Annotated in this window: 17 protein-coding genes; 7 read left to right on the plus strand and 10 right to left on the minus strand. The window is 63.3% G+C overall.

Annotated elements, in window-relative coordinates:
• Nucleotides 1–26: 26 nt before the first annotated feature.
• The 10 genes from WC683_14825 to WC683_14870 form a co-directional block, all read right to left on the minus strand.
• Nucleotides 27–866 carry an IS4 family transposase gene (locus tag WC683_14825; GenBank protein MFA4973883.1) on the minus strand — a complete coding sequence of 280 codons (840 nt, stop codon included), beginning with the start codon at nucleotides 864–866 and terminating at the stop codon, nucleotides 27–29.
• Between the two features lie 298 nt (nucleotides 867–1,164).
• Entirely contained in the window at nucleotides 1,165–2,214 is a 1,050-nt protein-coding gene (locus WC683_14830; protein ID MFA4973884.1) for a tyrosine-type recombinase/integrase, read from the minus strand.
• Nucleotides 2,215–2,222: 8 nt separating this feature from the next.
• Nucleotides 2,223–2,756, minus strand: coding sequence for a hypothetical protein (locus WC683_14835; protein ID MFA4973885.1), 534 nt, complete (start codon nucleotides 2,754–2,756; stop codon nucleotides 2,223–2,225).
• A gap of 329 nt (nucleotides 2,757–3,085) precedes the next feature.
• On the minus strand, nucleotides 3,086–4,015 hold the full coding sequence (locus WC683_14840; protein MFA4973886.1) for a replication-relaxation family protein: 930 nt from the start codon (nucleotides 4,013–4,015) through the stop codon (nucleotides 3,086–3,088).
• Nucleotides 4,016–4,291: 276 nt separating this feature from the next.
• Nucleotides 4,292–4,639, minus strand: coding sequence for a hypothetical protein (locus tag WC683_14845; GenBank protein ID MFA4973887.1), 348 nt, complete (start codon nucleotides 4,637–4,639; stop codon nucleotides 4,292–4,294).
• 348 nt (nucleotides 4,640–4,987) lie between these two features.
• The gene (locus WC683_14850) at nucleotides 4,988–5,329 is read right to left on the minus strand and encodes a hypothetical protein (GenBank protein ID MFA4973888.1); all 342 of its coding nucleotides are present in this window, start codon (nucleotides 5,327–5,329) and stop codon (nucleotides 4,988–4,990) included.
• The gene (locus WC683_14855) at nucleotides 5,326–6,792 is read right to left on the minus strand and encodes a hypothetical protein (GenBank protein MFA4973889.1); all 1,467 of its coding nucleotides are present in this window, start codon (nucleotides 6,790–6,792) and stop codon (nucleotides 5,326–5,328) included. The genes WC683_14850 and WC683_14855 overlap by 4 nt, the downstream gene beginning before the upstream one ends.
• A 4-nt stretch (nucleotides 6,793–6,796) precedes the next feature.
• Nucleotides 6,797–7,231, minus strand: coding sequence for a hypothetical protein (locus tag WC683_14860; GenBank protein ID MFA4973890.1), 435 nt, complete (start codon nucleotides 7,229–7,231; stop codon nucleotides 6,797–6,799).
• Nucleotides 7,232–7,306: 75 nt separating this feature from the next.
• Nucleotides 7,307–8,086, minus strand: a complete 780-nt coding sequence (locus tag WC683_14865) for a hypothetical protein (GenBank protein ID MFA4973891.1) — start codon at nucleotides 8,084–8,086, stop codon at nucleotides 7,307–7,309.
• A gap of 16 nt (nucleotides 8,087–8,102) precedes the next feature.
• A complete protein-coding gene (locus tag WC683_14870) occupies nucleotides 8,103–9,164 on the minus strand; it encodes a hypothetical protein (GenBank protein MFA4973892.1) in 1,062 nt (353 codons plus the stop codon).
• Between the two features lie 542 nt (nucleotides 9,165–9,706).
• Between WC683_14870 and WC683_14875 the strand changes: the two genes are divergently transcribed.
• The 7 genes from WC683_14875 to WC683_14905 all read left to right on the plus strand — a co-directional run.
• A complete protein-coding gene (locus WC683_14875; GenBank protein MFA4973893.1) occupies nucleotides 9,707–10,099 on the plus strand; it encodes a hypothetical protein in 393 nt (130 codons plus the stop codon).
• A gap of 261 nt (nucleotides 10,100–10,360) precedes the next feature.
• Entirely contained in the window at nucleotides 10,361–10,570 is a 210-nt protein-coding gene (locus WC683_14880; protein MFA4973894.1) for a hypothetical protein, read from the plus strand.
• A gap of 141 nt (nucleotides 10,571–10,711) precedes the next feature.
• Nucleotides 10,712–11,524 (plus strand): hypothetical protein, encoded by an 813-nt coding sequence (locus WC683_14885; GenBank protein ID MFA4973895.1) that lies wholly within the window; start codon nucleotides 10,712–10,714, stop codon nucleotides 11,522–11,524.
• The gene (locus WC683_14890; GenBank protein MFA4973896.1) at nucleotides 11,524–13,023 is read left to right on the plus strand and encodes a hypothetical protein; all 1,500 of its coding nucleotides are present in this window, start codon (nucleotides 11,524–11,526) and stop codon (nucleotides 13,021–13,023) included. Before WC683_14885 ends, WC683_14890 begins: the two co-directional genes overlap by 1 nt.
• A 179-nt stretch (nucleotides 13,024–13,202) precedes the next feature.
• Nucleotides 13,203–14,702 (plus strand): caspase family protein, encoded by a 1,500-nt coding sequence (locus WC683_14895; protein ID MFA4973897.1) that lies wholly within the window; start codon nucleotides 13,203–13,205, stop codon nucleotides 14,700–14,702.
• A 435-nt stretch (nucleotides 14,703–15,137) separates the two neighbouring features.
• Entirely contained in the window at nucleotides 15,138–15,728 is a 591-nt protein-coding gene (locus tag WC683_14900; GenBank protein MFA4973898.1) for a hypothetical protein, read from the plus strand.
• A 579-nt stretch (nucleotides 15,729–16,307) separates the two neighbouring features.
• Nucleotides 16,308–17,374, plus strand: a 1,067-nt coding sequence (locus WC683_14905) for a hypothetical protein (GenBank protein ID MFA4973899.1), incomplete at its 3' end; no start/stop codon positions are given.

Raw genomic sequence — 17,374 nt, forward strand, 5'->3', positions numbered from 1 at the left:
TGCATCGGTGATCGGTTAGCAGCCCGTCACGCATGACGTTTCCCGACGGAGATCCGGTGCTCGTATTGCGCGCCCGCTTCGACCCGCGCCTGGAGCCGCGCCCGATTGGCGTTGGGATCGACGGCCTCGTGCAGCAGCGTGGCCAGGATCTCCTTGGCGAGCACCCGTGCGGTGTGGCCACGGCGCGCCACGACCTTGAGCAGGTCGCCGGCGACCTCGGCGAAGAGCGCGGCCCACCGTTCCTCGGGGACACGGGCGCCCAGAACGCCGAGTCGGCGGCGCAGCGCCGCGAGCAGCGCACGACTGACGACGAACGTGACCAGCACGGCGTAGACCAGCGCCTCGACGATGACGCGGTTGGCCGACGGCATGTCGGCGGCGCGGTAGTGCCGCTTCAACTCGCGGAAGAACAACTCGATCGTCCAGCGCGTGGCGTAGATCTGGGCGATGTCCTCGGGCGTGAGGCGCGTGGGCGGGATGTTGGTGAGGTAGGCGTGGTAGGAGTGCGTGAGCGGGTCGCGGACGCCGACGAGGCGGAAGCGCTCGCAGTCGGTGTGGCGCACGCCGTCGTAGACGCGGCGCTTGAAAGCGACTTCGACCTCGACGTCGAGGCTCTGTCGCTGCAGGCGCGGCAGCACGTCGTTGATGCGCGCCGTCAGGAGCGGCACCGACTGGCCGCGCCAGCGGCGGTGCAGCCCGACGATGAGCGGGTTGGCGCTGCGCTTGAGGCGCACGATGAAGAAGCCGCCGTTGCGGCGGATGCAGGAGAAGAGCTGGAAGCGGAAGTAGGCCAGGTCGAAGAGCAGCAGCCGGTCGCGTACCCAGCGGCCGACACGGAAGACCGGGCCGGAGATGTGACGGCCCAAGGCAGTCGTCCCCGGCCAGGTGGAGGTGCAGGGTGACGAGCTGCGCCGCGCTGAACAATCGGTGGCTTCGATCAATCGTTGTCAAACCCAGACAACCGAAATGACTGGACTCCCGTCGCATCCGACAACGAAACACCACCATAACCAGGTGCAATTTCACGCTTCTGTGATGAATGGCATTCAGGAGGCCGACGGTTCGATCCCGTTCAGCTCCACCGGAACAGAAGGGGTTTCGCAGAGATGCGAAACCCCTTCTTGTTGTCCGGGCCCGTTGACAACGAAACGAAACGTTTCGTTGTCAAGCTCGGCCCCCATTCAGGACCTGCAGCATGCGCTTCTGCTGCGCGTTCGCCACGACCGACGGGTCCGTGTAGCTCTCGAGGGTAGTCTTCTCGGACTCGTGCCCCATGGCGTCGGCGACGGCCCGGCTCGTGAACCCGAAGGCGTGCGCAATACTCGAGTGGGTTCCGCGCATGCCGTGCGCGCAGACAACCGGCACGCCCGCCTCCCGACAGATTCTCTGTACCCAGTGCCGGGGCCAGTCGCGAGATGAGCAACTGAAGAGCCTCGCCTCGGGCGTCTTGCCGGATGCGAGCTGCAGGAGGTAGGGCTGAAGCTCCTTGGGCACCTCCTGGGTCCGCTTGCCCTTCTCGGTCTTGCTGTCCGGCACCCACAGCACCCGGCCGTTGTCATCGACGTCACGCACGATCCGGCCGACCACCTCGCTGGCGCGCAAGTTGAGGAACAACGTGAGCAGGGCCGCGACGGCGCCCTCCTCGCCCTGCGCCGCCAACTCGAGGGCCCTGGCCACCCACTTGCGCGTCTCATCAATGCGCAGCTGCAGCTTGCCGTGCTTGCGCTTGCCCTTGCCCTTCACGCTGCCGAGAGGATTGTCCTTGAGCCAACGCTTCTCCTCGCCGCACCAGCGCAGGAACGACTTGGCCTCGGCGAGCATGTTGCGGTGGGTGTCTACTGAGAGCTTCGGCGGCTCAGGGGCGGATTTCGGCTCGCCTCGCTGCTCGAGCGCGCGCATCGCAGCAGACCGGCAGCACTCGACCTTGAGACAGACCTCGTTCCAGGTGAGCCCTTCGCCGCGGAGCTTCGCCACGGAGTTGCCATCAACTTCCTGCCGCCGCGGAGGCATCACCGGTCTGCGGCAGAGATCCTCGTAGTACGACTGGCAGCGGCTGGAACTGAGCGCAGCGAGCGGCATCTCGAGGTCCGGGAAAAACAGACGAAGGCGCCGGATGGTCTCCGTGATCGACTTCGGCTTGTTCCCTTTCTCCCGCATATGCCGCTCGTACCCCTTCAGAGCATCGTCAACGGTGCGGTCTTGCTGTTGCCCCATCTCGCGTCTCAGCGAGTTGACGATCTGCCTCGCCGTTCGCTCGTCCGTGTAGTAGTGGATCTCAGGATCCTCCTCGCCTCCGCTCTTGAAAACATCGACTCGCCATCGTCGTCCTCCAGGACACTGATAGGGCCCTCGGACGCGTGGTCCTGCCTTTGGTCGCGCCATGTTCGTTCACCCTCCTCTCTTCGGCGCGACGGGAGTTCAGTCGAGTGCAGCATAGCACACGCGCCTGACTCTTCACGCACGACCCTACGGACCAGTTCGACGAAGTCCGACACCTCCGCCCGTCGCGTCGAGCGGGGCCGAACGACTTCCCTGGGGCGTACGTCGTTGGCCATCGCCGCCACGACTTCGCCCCACGAGTACACGTCCACATCGGCGACCCTGCCGCACGGTCTGACACGGCCTTCGAGCCAGGCCCGCGCCTCGTCACGCCGACCGGGCAGCGCCTCGACCGCCTCGGCCAGCGTGAGCAGCGACTGCGGCCCGAGCGACGCCCGCCACATCCGGCGCAGGTAGCGCCTGAGGGGACTCGCCATCGCTCAACCGCACCACCCAGGTCGCAAAGTCGAATCGGTGCGTGAACACCGAGCCGACCACGACGAAGAAAGAAAAGTCCCCCCAACCTCGCTGCCACGCGCGTTGGCCGAGGCCACGCTTGTTCGGCGTCGGTCCGCAGAGGGGGACGCCGGCGAGCGGCAAGTCGAGCGAGTCGGACCCGTGGTCCGGACAGGCGTCGGCCTGCACCGCACTTCGCAGTCGGTAGTCCGGTTGACCGCAGAAGCGGCAGGGCGGACGAGCCGAAGAGTGCCGAGCACGGCACGTTTGAGGGTAGGGGGAGGACAGTAGAAGGGTAAGGTAGCCGGCCTCAATCGCGTACTCCGTCGTTGAGGATGTGGTCGGCTTCCTTGGCGAACCCTGCAGTTGACCTGTGACTACGGTTGTCACAGTCCGTGATCACAGGCTGGAGGGGCGATTCGTGGACCAGAGCCGCAGAGGCTGACGTTGGCTGGACTCGGGCGGTCACCCAGGCGTCGCCGAGGATCGTCCGGTCGGTGATTGCCTCCGGCATGCCCAGGTACCAGAGCCCCTCGGGCACACCGGCGTCCCACAGCGCGCCCACGATCTTGTTTCGCCGTCGCTCCGAGTTTGTTAGGCAGCAGACCAGCCAGTCGGCGCAGCCCCGCAGGGGGGCGCGGGCAGCGCGGAGCTCGGCGTAGCCCAGCCCCTTGCGTTGGGCGACCTGGCGCGGGTTCTGGCTGCCGGTGTCGACCTCGAAGGCAATAGCGAGTCGCCGGCCGTCCTGGCCGCGGAATACGGCGACGGCGTCCGGCACCAGGGCTCCCTTGGGGGCGCCGGTCGTCCTCCGGATCTCATCCTCGAAGACGAACTCCTCCAAGTGGATGGTGGTGGAACGTGCGGTCGCCAACCGCAGGGACACGTACAGCTCCACCGTGCCGTCGTGGTGGTCCAGATTGACCTTGCCGATCCCCCTCGGCACGCGGAATTCCTCAGGGTCATGACCCGTGACCCGGCCGAGCACCTGGGGCGCCTGGGGGCCGAGCACGTACCGGGATGGCAGCTCCATGGCGACGACGTTTACACCTACGAGACCGAGGTCTCGCAACTTGCGTAGCGAACGCCTGGCCACGGCCCGGCTCATCCCGAGCAGGTGCTGGTAGGCGCAGGTGGCTACCGGCTGGGCCTTGGCGATGAAGCCGAGACCGACCAGCTCGCGGGGTGTCACGCGAGCGCGACCCGGGTCGCGGCGCTTGGTACGGTTTGGCGACGCGATCATCGGTCGCCACCTCCAGCAGAAACCGGGGTTCGCCAACCGGGAGACGTCGGACGATCACTTGTCCGTACGCGCCGGCTCAGGCCCGAGAGGCGCTCCTTCGGCCGTGGCACGAGTGTCAGGATGACGGGTGTGCCAGGCTGCAGGCTGCGCGTGCGGTCCAGGGTTCCGACGACGACAGCAGGACGCTTACTGCTCGGCCCACGTTCCCGGTCGGCGCTCCCCGCGGCCGCGGTGGGTATCTGAAGGTTTCGGACTGGAACCGGCGCTGTCATGCGACTACCACCAGGCGTGAACCCCGAAGCCCCGGGTGCCGACCTTCTCGTACCAGCGGGCTGCCTCGCGCACTGACGCGAGCGCCTCTTCGAAGGTCGACGTGAGCTCCCAGACAAACTCGTTTCTCTTGTTGTCCCAGGTCCCGTTCCAGCCGGCGCCTTTCGGCTTGGGGTTGTCGTGCTGGTGCTCGGCCTCGAGCCGATCAGCCGTTTCGCGCAGGTCCGTCGCGAAGGTGGCCGCCTCATCGGAGGTCATGTCCTTATACATGCGCTCCGCGAGTGCGTTCTCACCCAGCGCTTCGAGCTCGCGCGCTGCGACTTTGCCCCGAAGCGAGCAGCAGGTCCCGAACATCCCGACCGGGAAGTTCTCCGTCCGAAAAGGGCATGGTGACTTGGGAGAATGAGTGAGCCCTTCGGGCACACGTCGTTTGGTGCGTGCACCGCACGCAGTTGGAAGACAGTCGAGTCCCATATGGTTTGGCGTTAAGAGTTAGGCTGCGGACCGAGCCGTAGCACTCTCGCTGCCGCCATCTTCGCCCTGAGCCATCAGGTTCCACCGCGCCGTCTCTTCGGCCGGCCGCAGCGCCGGCCAAGCTCTCTTGCCTCGCGGACACGGAGCAGCGGTCCGCGATGAGTCTGTGTCGGGTGATGCACGCCCTGCTGCCAAGGGTCGCCGACTGCGTTTCGTACTCCACGCCGGTCATGGCCACCTCTTCTCCAGCGGTGAGACGAGAGTGCGCCCGCACGCGCACCGGATGTAGTGGTGCGTCCCCCCGCAACTGCAGGGAGAGAATGCGCTACCTTCAACCGTCTGCCCGCAGGAGCACGCATATGCGCCACGGGTTTGCACCGGGTGTCCGCCGCTGCAGTACATGACTTCAGCGTCGAGCGTCCGGCGCATGCGTACGGCGCGCGTCAACGCGAGCACCGCGTCAATGAGCAAGGTGAGCGGGATGAGGCAGATGGCCACGAGCGCAACTACCAGACGAAGCGCCAGCGGCCCCGGGACCAGGGCTACTCCTCGCAGGAGCACCCGCGTCATGGCAGCACCAGTGGCGGCCGAGATGATCGGCCGCGACGGGCGCTCTTTCGCGGAGTCGGCGACAACGGCGAGGTGTACTCTTCGTCGCCATCCGACCTCGGGGAACAGGTCAGCGATGGGCAGGCCGCGACGAGCTGCTGGACCGGAACGCCGAACTGGCCCTGACGGAACTCTTCGCGATCCTGGTCGCTCATCCGGCAGGCGCGCTTGCGAGCCTCCTCGTACGGCACGTCCAGGGTGCGGACGATCTCGGCCCGTCCGCTGACGAAGTCGCCGAGCAGCGCATGCCGGGGTGGCAGCCGACCGAGCCGCTCGAGAAGTTCCCGCCTCTCGGCTTCGGGCGTCAGGAGCTTGTCCGGGTGTTCCGGGTCGATCTTCCGTCCGGTGATCGGCAGCAGGGGCACCAGGTGCTTGATGTCCTCGGCCCCGGGCCTGAAGGCGATGTGCACTGAAATGTTGGCCATCAGGGACCGCACCAGGGTCGGGGACACCTCGGAGACCTGGGCGAGGGTTTGGTTCGCCAGCACCAAGTTCACGCCATGATGTCTGGCCTGGGCCAGGCACCGCTCAAGATCTGGGGCGCCGCCACCGCGAACGAGTTCCTGCCACTCGTCGCAGAATACAGCTACGTGGTGCGCGCCCGGCGGTCGCGCGAAGATTGCTCCGACGATTCTGGACAGCAACAGCGATCCCATGAAGCGGGCCAAGGGCAAAAACCCCTGCGGACAGCCGCCCAGGCTCACGACTGATAGGGGCGCTTCGAGCAGGTCCGCGCCGCTGATGGACGAGTCGGCGCAAAGCGTAGCCCTCACCGGCGGGATGAGCAGCAGCCACTCGAGCCGCGCCCTGACAGCATCCTTCGCGGCTTGCGGCTCCTCGGGCAGGATGTTGACGAGGTAGTTCCTGGACTCCGCGAGCGGCACCTTCGCCGCGAACGTCGCCGCGTAGCTGGGCTCCTGTACCAGGCGCAACACATCGAGCAGACTCCCGCCGGCGCTGATGCCGGCCAGACAGAGGGCGGTAATGATCGAGGTCATGCGTCCGCCCCAATTGCCGTCAGTCAGATCAGCCAACAGCGTCGCGACGATGTGAGCCTGCACCTCGGCCAAGACGTGGGGGATCGGGTGCAGTGGCGAAAGCTTCACGCTGTACCGACCAAAAGGCCTGATCACCACGATGCGGCTAGGCTCAAGCTGCGGGCATCGTTCCAGGAGTGAGGGGAGGAAACGCTCGACGAGGTCATCAGCTCCGTCCCCATGCTGGTCCAGCCACACCACCCCTATCTCGGGAGTCCGGGTCAACAGCATCAGCGTGATGGCATGGAGAAGAGCCGACTTGCCCCAGCCCGTGGTGCCCGTGAGCAGCCAGTGCCGCAGTACCGTGGAGAGCGGAAGCGGCAGCTTCTCCCACTCCCCGTTGCGTCTGACCCAGCCGATCGGAAAGTCCTCGCGTGTCGAGCTCATCGCGTCACCGGAAGAGTCCGAGATCGTCGCCGTGGGCCGGCTGTCGGGGGGACGCTTCAGGAGGTTCCTCATTGCGCTCGGGTTCGAGCAGGGGCACTGGCGAGCGCAGCGACGGTCGGACGGGGCGCTGCTCCTTGCGGGGCAGCGAGACGATTCTTGCGATCACGAGCAGGACGAACCCCAAGACGAACACCACACCGCTGACTGCAAGCACTTTTCCGAAGCCCGAAGTCGGCGCTACACCGACGATGGCCGCGCGGAGGCTGGCCGAGAACGGCGGAAAGAAAAGCACCAAGCAGGCGAGACCCACCGTGACCAGGAGGGCTCGCCCGGCCGCCTGTTTGCCGCCGACCATCAGGCCGATGCCAGCGAGCGGCAATGCGAGCCAGAGAAGCGGCGTGAAGAGCAGGTGAAGGGGCAGTCCCACGAGCGCCGCCATGACCAAGGCGCTTCCAGCGACTGCGAGTTTCCGACCGCCGGCTGGTTTCACGGTTCCACCTCGCGCGATGGCCTTTCAGTGTTGCTCAGCCGAGCATGGGCAGAAGGGAGCGAAGGAGACGTTGTCGGGATCGGTGAATATCTGCCTCCAGACCAGCTGCAGGTGCTCGGTGCTGGCGCCGTTCCTCTTGCCCGTCAGCGACAGCCGCCCCTTCTTGGTGACCACCATGCCCCGCGTCTCGGACAGCCCGCACCAGACGACCCGTATACCGCGATTATCCAGCCGAACCGGAAGAGGCCCCTTCGGGATCTTCCCTGACCTGATGGCTTCGCGTAGCCACGTTTCCTGTGTCTCGTCTGCGTCAGACCGGATACGGCACTGGCATCTGCCGCCAGGGACGCAGCCGTTGGCATGGAGCTGGTCCAGGCCCCTCTTCACCGACAGGAAGATCGGCGACACCTTCGTCTCGACCGCTCCCTTGCGGTACTCGCCTACTACTCTCGCCAGCAACTCGCGCCGGCTCTCGTCCAGCGCGTCGCGGCCTTCCATCACGCGGTTCGTCATCGGGATCTCGAACGACGTGATGGGCATGGGCTCCATGGCGGTCGATTGGTTCCCGGTGCTCATGACAAACACCTTCGACCCCTTGCGCGCGTTGGGGATCGCCAGCGCTGCCTCCACCAGACCGCGGAACAGGCGCTGCTCCGTGTCCTCCAACATGGAGTCCGAGTGATCGAGAATGATCACCTCGTGTGTAGGCGGGACCACGGGCATGGGCTGCGACACCCACCAGTACCCGCCGCCAACGAGGGTGCCGAGAATCGCCAGCGTAACCACCGCAGCCTTCGCGCCCACGACCGACCTCCTCTTGCTACGACACCTTGCCGCGGTAGCGCCCCTCGAGCTCGGCCAGCCCTGCGTGGTAGCCGTCCCTGACCGCCTGCCTCGCGCCGCGCACCAAGCTCTCCACCTGCTTGGCCTGGTGCTCCCGCTGGAACACGTGCTCCCGGAAGTCGGTGATGACCTTCTCCAGCTTCGTGACCTCGCCCTGGCGGCAGGCCAGTTCCGCTTCCGAGGCCCTGAGGTAGGCCAGACGGGTGGAGTACGCCTTGTTCGCCTGCTCCCACTCTGCCTGCTTCCGGCGCAGGCCCCGCCCGATCCAGTCGAGGAGGAGCACCACCGCGATCTCCAGGATCGCGAGACCTATGGCCATCATCAGGGAAACGGTCGTTCGAGCCCCCGTGAACCGGATGAGGAGCAGCGCGACACCGAAGAGCAGGCCGGCGACGAGCCCCATCCAATGAAAGCCCGTCCCAGACGTGAACGTGCCCACCAGACTCCACGCGATGAGAAGCCCGGCCATGGTGCCGGCGACCACCGAGAAGAACCACCCTTGGCGGGCATCGCCCGCGTCGAGGAAGAAGAAGTCATGGAGGGTGGGGGCCACGGTCAGGGCAATGAGGAAGGAGCCGAAGGCGAACATGAGCCACGGCACCATCGGCCGCGCCAGCAGCTCGCCCAGCTCGGCCAGGGCGTCGCGACGCTTGCGCACCTCCTCCTGCGGCGCCTTGACGCGCTCCCGTGCCTCGGGCAATTCCTCCTTGGCCCGAGCCCACTCCTCCTCGCGGATCTGGTCGTGGCGGCTCGAGGCGGAGTCGAAGACCTCCGCCCCCTTCTCCCGGGCCATGGCCTCGGCGTGGTCCTCAGCTGCACTGAGCTTGGTCTCGTCGCCCCTGGGGTCGCCGGCCGTCAGCGCCAGCCTGCGCCCGTGCTCGAAGATGTCCGTCTGGAACACCAGGATGGCGTCAGCGCTTGAGCCCATGACGCTGGTGGCTCCAGCCCCACTCGCGGGAGCCGGCGCACTCGCCGGGCTGTTGCCGCCGTTGTTGTTGGCGTTCGAGCTCCTCCTCTTGTGCATTCCCAGGTTGAACATGGTGCCCTCTCCATCTCGAGTGCAAACCGGACCGGTGCGGCGCACCGCGCGCCACTCCTAGCGCCCGGTCTTGCTGGCTGTCAGCGCCCCCCAGAAGCCGCTGACAGGCGCGGAACCATCAATCCACCCTTCCAACCCGCTGCCGCGCCGCCTTCACCAGAACAATCGTCGAATCTGCTTCTTGTGTAACCTCTCGCCAAGAAAATGCCGCAAAATAGCGTAACCCTTGACAATACCCAAGTATTGTGGTATCCTATTCTATTGGGTTATACTTCCCAACGGGAAACGATTCATACTGAAGAAGAGAAGGAAACCACTCGCCATGACCTGACCCAGAACCACCAGCGCCAATATCGGTTGTCGTCGGACGCCCACACGACGCGCACGAGCAGGGAGGCGTCGCAACGATGGCAACCAAAGACACGGTGGCAGCCAGCCTGTCTCCACATGACAGACGGCGATACGCACGATTCCTGAGCGCGACTGGCGACCCTGAGACCGCGGCTGACCTCGTTCAGAGAGGCCACGTCCGGGTTCTCCGAGTGATCCAACGAGACCCTCAGATCACCGCCGGAGCCGGCTTGTACTGTCAGGTCGACACCTGGATCATCCAGGACTGGTGGCGGAGCCAGTACCACTCACCGCACCTTCTGTCACTGGACGCCGAGGACGAACACGGCAACACCCTCGACCCGCCCGACCCCAGTCCATCACCGGAAAGGCGTCTCGAAAACGCAGGATTGCTTGCCGCGATCTACCAGATCGCTCGCACCCCCGTTCAACGCGCGGTGCTCGACAACTGGGATGAGGACGCCGAGGCCGTCGCCTCACAGCTCGGAACCACGGCGAAGTACATCCGCAAGACCAGGTACGAGCTCCGCGAGAAGTTCCGTGCCCACCCCGTTCTGCAGCCGTACATGCGCAGGGCCGCATAGGTCACTCATAGGTTTGCTCTTCGACCGCTCACCAGCGATGGCGAGAGGCCGAGAATCCAAGGCTACGAGTTCATCACGCTTGACGTCCGAACTGGCCAGCCCGATCATGGGCGCCGGGGACGATGATCACGTGACGCCCGACCAACGTCCAAAGGGGGATACCCCCCTACGTCGAAAGCCGGCACCGGCACAGGTGCGCCCGCTTGCGGAGACTCGTCTCCGTGCAAGTGGCGCGCGGGATGAGTCTCATTGGAGACTGACATGCCGCGCGATGATGGCAATACCACCTCCGACGACGCCGACCTTCTCCGTCAAGCTCAGCTGGCACACCGTCATGCGAAGGACGCCTATGACGAGGCGGATCGCAAGGCGGCCCCGGTTCTTGCCGCGGCCCAGCAGCTCTGGGACGCGCAGTTGGAAGCTGATTTCGGGCCAGACTCACGCTTGCAGGGCGACGACTCTGAGGATTGATTGGTAGACCACCAGTCATCTCAGTCCCAGCACGACCTGTCTTCAATCGAAGACAGGTCTCTTGTTGTTGCGCGCAAGAAGGAGTGGTGTCGGGCGGAAAACCAACGCAGAATGCAACTCGGACTATGCGGCAGACTGCCCATGAGGAAGAAGGTGGACCCTTGGCAAGAATGGAGGGTCCATCCTCGCGGCACCCCGGTCCTCGTCGACGGCAAGGCCTCATCCCTTGAGAAAGCCTACCTCAAGCTAAGTCCTGCCGACTCCCCTGCGAAGACCCCTGAAGATATCCGAAGAGCAATTCGCCCCGGCCACGCCGTTGTCGTCTCGAGCGCCGTCGTAACAGTCCAGAAACGCGCTTGGCTCTGTCGTCTCCACGGCTTGAAGCACCTTGGCGAGCTGAGCATTCCCGCCGTCGCGAAGGCCGGTCCCTCCGACAACAAGCAAGAACGAATCTGTCAGACTTTTGAGTTGCGCTCATTGGCCATCGAGGACAAGGAGAACCCTGAACTCCTGGCGTATGACGGAGATCTCGGTGACAGATACCGTCGTGGTATTAGAGCGGAGCTAGAGAAACTACTCCGCGGTGACTACCAGGATCCCGATGCGCCGCCGCCTGGTAGCATAGTTCGCTGTACCACGCCGCTTAGCAGTTTCGATGCATTCGTGGTCACAAGCTGCAGAGTCTGGAACCGTACTCGTGACGCCAGGAAGGCAGAATCGAATCCTGTCCTGACATGCCAGCTGATTGACTTTGCGAAGGAGCACGAACAATCTCCCCGCATCCTCGTTCCCTTGCGCAAGGAGGACGGGTGCGAACTCGCTGACCCTCCGGCGAGCATCGCAATCATCCTGGTGCGGCCAGTTCCGCGTGCATATCTCAGCAGGATTGGTATGGCTGAGGAGCACGTCCCAAAGGTTAGAGCCAGTATTCTTGACTTGGCGGCGAGGTTTTGATGGCTCACGACGACGCCGACCTTCTCCGTCAAGCTCAGCTGGCACACCGTCATGCGAAGGACGCCTATGACGAGGCGGATCGCAAGGCGGCCCCGGTTCTTGCCGCGGCCCAGCAGCTCTGGGACGCGCAGTGGGAGGCTGACTTCGGGCCGGATTCGGGTCCGAACGACGGGGGCACTGGTGGCTCCGATCCGGGCGGCGGTCCCGGTTCGGGCGCTCCTGGCGTCAGTCAGACCACGATCGCTGCCAAAGTGACACTCGGCTTTGTCGCTCTTGGTGTCGCAATTGGCGGTATCGTACTGTTGCTACACTCCCGCGCCGGTGTGGACTCACACGTCCGCGTACCGCTAAGCGGTAGCGGGGTGGCTTCCCCTCAGACTGAAGGCGGCGCGGCCGAGAATGCCTCGCCGCACCCATGTTCACTCTTGTCTAATACCATCGCCATCAAGGGATGTTTCATTGATGAAGGCGACCGCCTTCGGAATTCCAACTACGGCGGGTCCGTCAGAGCATACGAACAGGCTATAGCGGTACCAAAGTACGATGGTACAGGCCTCGGACTCACCGTGCGTGCTGACGACGGGACACCTATACCTGAGAAACTTCAAAGCGATTGGTTGACATTGGATGCCCTACAGAAGTTGGCTTCACTCTATTCGGAGCATGAGGTCTATGACAAGGCACTCACACTCCATCTTCAGGCTGGCGAGATACAGACTCGATTTCTTCTGACAGGAAGAACACCACCGCTTCGCCCCGTTGATGCCATCGACTGCTACGCCAGATTCGCATTGATTCATAAGGTTCGCGGCGCCAAGGAATCGTTGGACACGTCAGACGGCTGCGTGGCTTTCTCGCCTGCACCGGGCGGGTGGTCACCGAAACACTGCGAGCGTGCGCGTATCCATGAGGAACTCGGAGACGATACCGCTGCTCTCGCCTGGTACTCCGCGTGTGTGGGTCAGGATTACGCCACCTCAGCCGAGACGAGAACCCAGGAAGAGGCCAAGTGGCGGGCTAGCAGGTGGTGGCACCTTGCGCCAAGGGCTGCCACCGTGGCGAGTGCAAAGGCAAGCATCGCTGCGATTCTGGGCCGTCTTAGAGCCGAAGGTCGCGCCTTGCTCAGCGATGGTTTTGCGCTGTGGAGTTCCAAGAGTAACTCGGGAGTTTGGCATCTCTACATCCTGCCACTAGTCTGGGATTGGCAGTACCCTGGTTGCCTCACCACCTCGGGCAAGCCTATGGAAGCCGCGGCGAAAGCTTGGGATATTAAGAACTACTCAATAGACGAGCCGATACCGCATGGTGTTCTTTCCTATTCGATGCGCGTAGCAGGCTTGTACATTCCTGTGTCTGCGAAGGCGCGACAGCGAGTGAAGTCCACTGTCAAGTTCGACCAACCGATTACGAACGAACCGCGTTGCATGGTGAGAGAACTAAACAGCCCATTCTGTCTCTCCCCAGACGGGGTGCTGGAATCCGAGGAAAAGTGCCGCTAGCCGCCCGCCGCCAAGCCTCGGGTCCGGAGCTGTCCCTACCCGTTCACTGTCGAAGTCGAGTATAGCGGGGTCGTCATGGCCTTCGGCTCCCGAGACTACTTCAAGGCAACGTGCGCATAGCATGGATATGGCGCTGAAATCCATCACAAGGCCCAAGCAATACATGGAGAGGCAAGAGCGTGCCGACCAAGAAGGCATTGGTCATCGCAGTTGAAGACTATCAAGATCCGCACATCAAGCCCGTGACCTTCGCCAAGGCCGACGCAGAGGCTTTCGCTGCAGTCCTTGAGTCGCACGGGCTTGAGAAGCGCGATATCTGGCCCCTGATCAACCAGGGAGCGACTCAGGGCATCCTCCGCTCTAAGTTGCGCTTGTTCACAGCCAGCCTCGACCCAGAGGATACCGCTTTCGTCTTCTACGCCGGTCATGGATTCGCTGACCAGAACAAGAATTACCTCACCTGCCACGATTCCCAGGTGCCGGATCTAGTAGGGACCAGCATCTCCATGCAGTCGGTATTCGATGGGTTGAGAAAATCGGCCGCCAAACATGTCATTATGTTCTTCGATTCCTGTCATAGCGGACTTGTGCTCGACGAATCAATGCGTGGCATCTACTCCGATCTTTCGGAAGAGGAACTCGACGATTTCTTCTCTGAGTCCAAGAGCCGCTTGTGCTTCACGGCTTGCAGGAGTGACGAAGTTTCCCGGTCGAACGCGACGCTTGGCCACGGCATTTGGACCTACCACCTCATCGAGGCCTTCGCCGCGAATGCGCCCGAAGCAACGGAGAAGGCCTCGCTAATCACGCCGACTTCACTTCAGAACTACCTCTCCTCGAGCGTCAAGCGGACTCTGAGGCGCCTCTACACGACCCCAGTCATACAGACCCCGTGGCTGGCTGGCGGGTTGAGTCGGGATTTCGTGATTGCAGACGTGTCGCCGATCCTCGAGGAGCGCAGACGAGTTGCTGCTCCACGCGTACGCCACCTGACCAGGGCGCTCTTCAAGCACGAGGTCATCGCGACGGTGAAGTCGCTCCGCGGCTTTCGCAAGGGAGTGCATCACGTCCCACAGTACGCATCCTCTTCGGCTCATGGTTTCATACATTCCATAGCCGAGGACGAGCTTCGGGAGGATGTGGACGAGGTGTTCCGAGCGCTGAGGACGCACTTCAAGTTCAAGCGCAAGGATCTCACTCTGTCACCTCCGGAGGACGGAGGCGCCTCGATTCTGACCCCTGACTTCGACTACCACGTCAGCGTGCGTCTCGACGAAGATGATCTATCACAGGTCGTCTGGTGCCGCGAAGTGAGCAATGTCCGCGCGCCTGATGTCATTGAGAGCGACTCATTCAACGACGTGTTCGACGACAAGTTCGACACCATCGAGCTTCGCTTCGATGGCGTGGTGGACATTGAGGAGTTGATCACGCGAATGGAGGACGTACTGCCCGATGATGTTTCCCTGGACTACGGCACCGATGACTCCTATTGCGAGCTGGTACCCGAACACGCATCCTACCGGATACGCATTGAATCGAAGACACTCTCCGTTGTCCGTGATCACCGCACGTCACCGCGCCAGCTACTGCTTGACTTCCAGGGTTTCCAGAAGCTGCTGTCCGGTCGCGAGCTGATGAAGGCTCTGCCCTGGGGTAAGGCGAAGGGAGCAAGCTAGCCGTCATCAAGCCCATCAAGCCAGCTTGACACCCTCAGCCGCCTGATCGATGCTCAATGGTGAGGGGACACGTCGATACAGGCGTGCGCGGCCGCGCTCCCGACGGCTGAGTTGCCAACTAGGTCGTTCCACTCGTGGGGAGAGAATGGCAGCTACAAAGAAGAAGGGCGCTACCGGAGGCCGTGTCAAGGAACCGTGTCCTCAACCACCGCCGCCGCCGGAGCCCGACTATCGCGATCTCCCGCACCCCCAACCGCCTGACGGGGAGACGAGTGTTCCAGAACCCGAGCCGCCTGACCCTGGCTCACCGGTCGCTCCTTTTGGAGGTGGTTGGGGAGGTGGCGGAGGGGTACCCAAGTAGCCCAGCGCAACGCACGCTCCGCAAACACGAATCGGACTGCAATGAAGGACGTCACGTCCACGTCATTTGGCTTGGTGATTGCCTACTTCCTGCCGGGTCTTGCCGGCGCAGCGGCCCTGTGTGTCGTCTTCTGGTCGCCGAAGGTTGGCGCTACGGTTAGCGCCTTCGGCAAGGCTCCGTCGACCATTGGGCTCTTCTTGATGGCCAGCGCAGGAGTCTTGACATTGGGCGTGTTACTCGGAGGACTGCGAGGTTTGTTCTATGAAGAGGTCGCGCCGCGTTGTCTTGGTGCGCGCCGCACAGGCCGAAGCGTCCGTTTTTTCCGGCGCTTCCTCACCATGACCTCGGAATCACCCCCGAGCATCAGCTCCGACGAGTTCCGCAGTCTTGGAATCGACGAGGCGAAGTTGGCCGCCTATCGTGCAGCTGTCGATGAGCACTTCAGGTATCACCAATTCTGGGGATCGGTATCCGTCGTGCTCGCGCCGTTCACGTGTTGGTTTGTGGCAACCGACCCGGCCGGCATGTCGTGTCTCTCACGAATACTCGTATCAGTTTTCGCTGCGTTCCTGTGGTGGCTGACGGTCGCGGCAGCATTCACTGAGCTCGCGCTTTTTGTCTGGCGCGCGAAGGCCATCCTCGCTGAGAAGACAAGTCTGGTCTAGAGAGCGCACGCGCGCACCGGCCCGGCCCCGCGCCCCCCATCCAATTCGATTCGGTCGGAATCCACGATGGCAAACTCAGGCAACAGAGGCGAGGATACAATCGGAGGAGGGTGGCCAGGTGGCGGCGGGCGCGAGACTCGATCCTTGCGAAAGAAGCCGCCGAAAAAGAAGGCCCAGAAACGCAAAGAGAGCAAGAGGAAGCTCGCGAAGAAGCGTCCAAATGGGCGGAAGGCCAAGAAACAGCCCTAAAGGGGGCGCAGTCCTGTAGCACAAAACCGCCCAGCCAATGAAGGCCACAGGGGTTCCTGTCGCGGTGATTGCTGTCTGCACGCGCGTCGAAACTGGACCAAACGTACCGACCGACGAGGGGAAGTGGCGCCAGCGCGCGGGGAGGTGCTGCTGGTCATGCAGAGGACTGCCGGCTCGCAGACGTGGTACCTCCGCGCCCAGGAAGGGCCGCCAATTGCCATACGTTACGAGTAGTGGCACTATACTGCGAGTGGTTGACTTCGTGCTGTCAGAATATACTGGACATTAGTTCAGTTGCACGGTACCCTCACCGACAGAGGTAGGTGACCCATGTCGCCTGACCCCGACATCATACTTCGCCTCACCGACCCAGCGTTGTTGCCATCGCAACGCCGTCCAGCGCTGCACCAGTTCGCCCTCGCCAACGGCTGGCGCCCGAGTGATGAGGTGGAGGAGTACTACGACACCGCAACGATCGCCAACGGGCACCTAATCGTCGAGCACGGCCTCGCCAACACGGCCGTGATTACTTTCCTCAAGGCCACGCATCCCTTTGCTCAGCTTCCGCGACTCGATCAGCTCCGCTTGCTGTCTTTCTCCTACAACCATCTAGTTGATTGGCACTTGTTCCCGTCCCTCAACGGATTGACGAGCCTCTACAACCGCACAGATCCTCCGAAGCCCATTTTCATCCCAGTCGAGCGACAGCCCGATTGTTGGCGTGCTGAGGCCTTCGAGCGCCTTCTTGCCGAGCGGCCGACACCCAACCTCCGTGCTCTCGACGACGCCCTCATCGCCACCATCTCGGCCTGGAAACGAGTTCTCGGGGCCGAGCTAGGACAAGCGCTGTCGCGTGAACAAATCTCCTCCCTCTTCAACAGCCTAATCCTCGTCCGAGCGTTAGAGGACCACCGCCGTCGACAGCAGCCCAACGCCGGTCGAATACTGCCAGAAACCTGGTCAACCTCCCCGACACCGCCTACGAGCCTCCGAAGCTGCCTCCTGCTGGCGCTCCGGGCTCTCGAGGTCCCCGACCCACCTCAAAGCCTCCTGGACGCGTCGACCCTGGCCGTCTTTGATTCGCTCGACCGCGGAACGGTCAACAATCTACTGCTTGATTTCTACACCAATCGGTTTGCACAACAGTATCCCTACGATTTCTCGCTCATTTCCAAACATGCCCTAAGTCGGATCTACGAGCACTACATCTCCATGCTCAAGGAGTCTGACTCCAAGCAGGCCAGTTTCTTTTCCGATCTTCCCGACGAGATTGCCAACCGAGAGCTCGGCGGAATCTACACTCCCCACTACATCGCGCGCTTCTTTGCCAGGTTTCTGAAGGAGAACCTGACACCGCCGCTGTTCCGCAGCCTCAAACTGGCCGACCCGGCGTGCGG

Source organism: bacterium (assembly GCA_041648665.1).
Lineage (GTDB): Bacteria > UBA10199 > UBA10199 > 2-02-FULL-44-16 > JAAZCA01 > JAFGMW01.

Coding starts and splice junctions, on each gene's coding strand:
- WC683_14855 (MFA4973889.1), bottom strand. CDS start 6,792: ATGAGCTCGACACGCGAGGACTTTCCGATCGGCTGGGTCAGACGCAAC.
- WC683_14830 (MFA4973884.1), bottom strand. CDS start 2,214: ATGGGGCAACAGCAAGACCGCACCGTTGACGATGCTCTGAAGGGGTAC.
- WC683_14840 (MFA4973886.1), bottom strand. CDS start 4,015: ATGATCGCGTCGCCAAACCGTACCAAGCGCCGCGACCCGGGTCGCGCT.
- WC683_14860 (MFA4973890.1), bottom strand. CDS start 7,231: ATGGCGGCGCTCGTGGGACTGCCCCTTCACCTGCTCTTCACGCCGCTT.
- WC683_14870 (MFA4973892.1), bottom strand. CDS start 9,164: ATGTTCAACCTGGGAATGCACAAGAGGAGGAGCTCGAACGCCAACAAC.
- WC683_14880 (MFA4973894.1), top strand. CDS start 10,361: ATGCCGCGCGATGATGGCAATACCACCTCCGACGACGCCGACCTTCTC.
- WC683_14850 (MFA4973888.1), bottom strand. CDS start 5,329: ATGACGCGGGTGCTCCTGCGAGGAGTAGCCCTGGTCCCGGGGCCGCTG.
- WC683_14845 (MFA4973887.1), bottom strand. CDS start 4,639: ATGTTCGGGACCTGCTGCTCGCTTCGGGGCAAAGTCGCAGCGCGCGAG.
- WC683_14885 (MFA4973895.1), top strand. CDS start 10,712: ATGAGGAAGAAGGTGGACCCTTGGCAAGAATGGAGGGTCCATCCTCGC.
- WC683_14835 (MFA4973885.1), bottom strand. CDS start 2,756: ATGGCGAGTCCCCTCAGGCGCTACCTGCGCCGGATGTGGCGGGCGTCG.
- WC683_14890 (MFA4973896.1), top strand. CDS start 11,524: ATGGCTCACGACGACGCCGACCTTCTCCGTCAAGCTCAGCTGGCACAC.